The following is a 2,504-nucleotide window of genomic DNA, read 5'->3' as shown; positions in this document are numbered from 1 at the left end:
TCATAACAGCCGCGCAGCGTTTTCACACAGCCAGGGTCACAAGCAGCCTATCGGTCCTCGGATGCAGATTTCCGGCCCTACCCCGAGAGGGGACATCATCGGCGCCCTCGGGAAGGTCCGGAACGGGCCACAAGCCGACCTGGGCCTTCAAAGGGAGCCGTGCAATCATCCAGATGATCCGGGCATCAGAGGGGAACGATGGCATGAGGATAGTGGCCCGCTTGGCTGCCTATTTTGCCGCGAGCGCAACGTCATCAGCGGTCTTCACCGTTTGGATGGCCTGTCGCGACTCCCGCGATCCGGCAGGAAAAGGGCTGAACCTCATTGAAGTTGGGAGCGAGACCTTGCAGGTTTGGCCCTATGTCTTTGCGTTGGCGCTTTTGCTGATGTTCTTGCCTTGGTGCTTGATCACGGGGATGTCGCGATGGTTGCCTTTTGGAGGACCAGTCTACAGCGCCAGCGGTTCGGCTCTCGCAGCGATCCTCGCTTGGGGTTGCTTGGGAGGCCTATTCCCCGCGCGCGGCCATCCAAGCTTCACGGAAGGCTTCGCGCTGGCCCTAGAGGCAAACGGACTCCCAGTTCTGATTTCTGGCGCGATCGGAGGCTTGATCTATTGGCTGGTCCGCGAACGCGCCGAACACCTCAAAAATACGATGCGATCCGTCGAGCATATTGAGGCTGATGCAAAGGTCCATTGAGTGCTATCAGTCCGCATCTGACCGGGATGTCTGCTCAGGGTCGATTCTGTTGAAAAAGTCAGCAGTTGCGACGCAGAGATATCGGTGATTCAGTCTGTCTAGTGGGCAGGACTGAAGGTCATGATGGGGCATCGGCAAGTCGAACAGGCTGCGTTGTTCTATGAGTTCTCGCTGGAAAGGCACATCCCAGCCGACCACCTCGTGCGGTCGATCGATAGGTTCGTCGACCTTGAGGACTTACGGCGGGAGCTGGCGCCGTTCTACAGCAACATCGGGCGGCCCTCGATCGATCCGGAGCTGATGATCAGGATGCTCTTGATCGGCTATTGCTTCGGCATCCGATCGGAACGGCGCCTCTGCGATGAAGTCCATCTCAATCTGGCATACCGCTGGTTTTGCCGGCTGGGTCTAGATGGAGGCGTCCCCGATCACTCGACGTTCTCGAAGAACAGGCACGGCCGCTTCCGTGAGAGCGATCTCTTCCGTCGCGTGTTCGAGACCGTCTTGCGCCGCTGCATCCGGGAGCGCCTGATCGGCGGCGAAGGGTTCGCAGTCGACGCGAGCCTGATCAAGGCGGATGCCAATCGGCAGAAGGGAATCGAAGGCGATAAGAGGCTTCCGCCGGAGGCTGCGGGTCGAGCGATCGACGAGTATCTTGCCGTTCTTGATGATGCCGCGTTCGGTGCCGCGACGGAGGTCACGCCCAAGTTTGTATCGCCCTCCGACCCGGCGGCGCGCTGGACGGGAGCGCACGGCGGCCAAGCCTTCTTCGCCTACTCGACGAACTATCTGGTCGACGTCGAGAATGCGATCATCGTCGATGTCGAAGCGACCACGGCGATCCGCCAGGCAGAAGTATTGGCCGCCAAGCGCATGATTGAGCGTTCAATCGAAAGGTTCGATCTTTATCCAAGCCGGCTTCTCGGCGACAGCGCCTATGGCTCCGCTGAGATGCTCGGGTGGCTGGTCTACGAGCACGGGATCGAGCCGCACGTGACCGTCTTCGACAAGTCGGCCCGCACCGACGGGACCTTCTCGCGTGAGGCCTTCACCTACGACCATACCAGGGACGTCTATCGCTGTCCCGCTGGCAAACCCCTCACCACTACAGGGACGCTGGTGAACAACGACACGACGGTCCTCTACCGTGCGAGCAAGCGCGATTGTCAAGCATGCTCTCTAAGAAGCAGGTGTTGCCCCAACACCCCGGCTCGAAAAGTGCCGCGCTCGATCTACGAGGGCGCTCGCGACATGGCACGCGAGATCGCAAGCTCATGGGAAGGCCGCACTTCACGCCGGCTCCGCAAGAAGATTGAGATGCTGTTCGCGCATCTCAAGCGCATCCTCAAGCTAGATCGGCTGCGACTAAGAGGGCCGAACGGCGCACGCGACGAGTTCACCCTCGCTGCAGCCGCTCAGAACCTTCGTAAGATGGCCAAGCTGATCCCGATGCCCGCGCTGACGCCCGCGTGAACCACAACGCGCCAATTCGTCCTCGAAACAGATGGCGTTCACGACGAAACTACTGCCGACTTTTTCAACGGAATCGGCTGAATGCGGACGCCGCCGACTCGATCGCGGAGGTCTGCCTTAGTCACGGGCTGTCCTCTCGAATGCGTCCGCTCCGCGGCTCCTGCCCCCCCATGGCTGCCGGCTTGCTGCACCGCGCAAGTCTGCGGGCTTCGGCCAAATCCGCTCATGAGCTCCCGCGCTTCATTTCGGCCGGCAGATGCAAGGCAGTTCGATCGGACAACCCGCCCAAACCTCTGCGGAGAGTTACTAAGACGTAGATGGCCGGGACGAGGC

General features: G+C 60.6%; 2 protein-coding genes. Both read left to right on the top strand.

Annotated elements, in window-relative coordinates; all coding sequences use genetic code 11:
- Positions 1-221 precede the first annotated feature (221 nt).
- The gene (locus QX124_RS31785; protein ID WP_315723447.1) at positions 222-698 is read left to right on the top strand and encodes a hypothetical protein; all 477 of its coding nucleotides are present in this window, start codon (positions 222-224) and stop codon (positions 696-698) included.
- 120 nt (positions 699-818) lie between these two features.
- Positions 819-2,171 (top strand): IS1182 family transposase, encoded by a 1,353-nt coding sequence (locus QX124_RS31780; protein WP_315750567.1) that lies wholly within the window; start codon positions 819-821, stop codon positions 2,169-2,171.
- Positions 2,172-2,504 lie beyond the last annotated feature (333 nt).

The sequence above is a fragment of the Bradyrhizobium sp. SZCCHNRI3043 genome (assembly GCF_032377735.1).
Classification (GTDB): domain Bacteria; phylum Pseudomonadota; class Alphaproteobacteria; order Rhizobiales; family Xanthobacteraceae; genus Bradyrhizobium.
The sequence above is the reverse complement of the archived record's forward strand: the minus strand, read 5'-3'. Positions and strand labels throughout refer to the sequence as shown.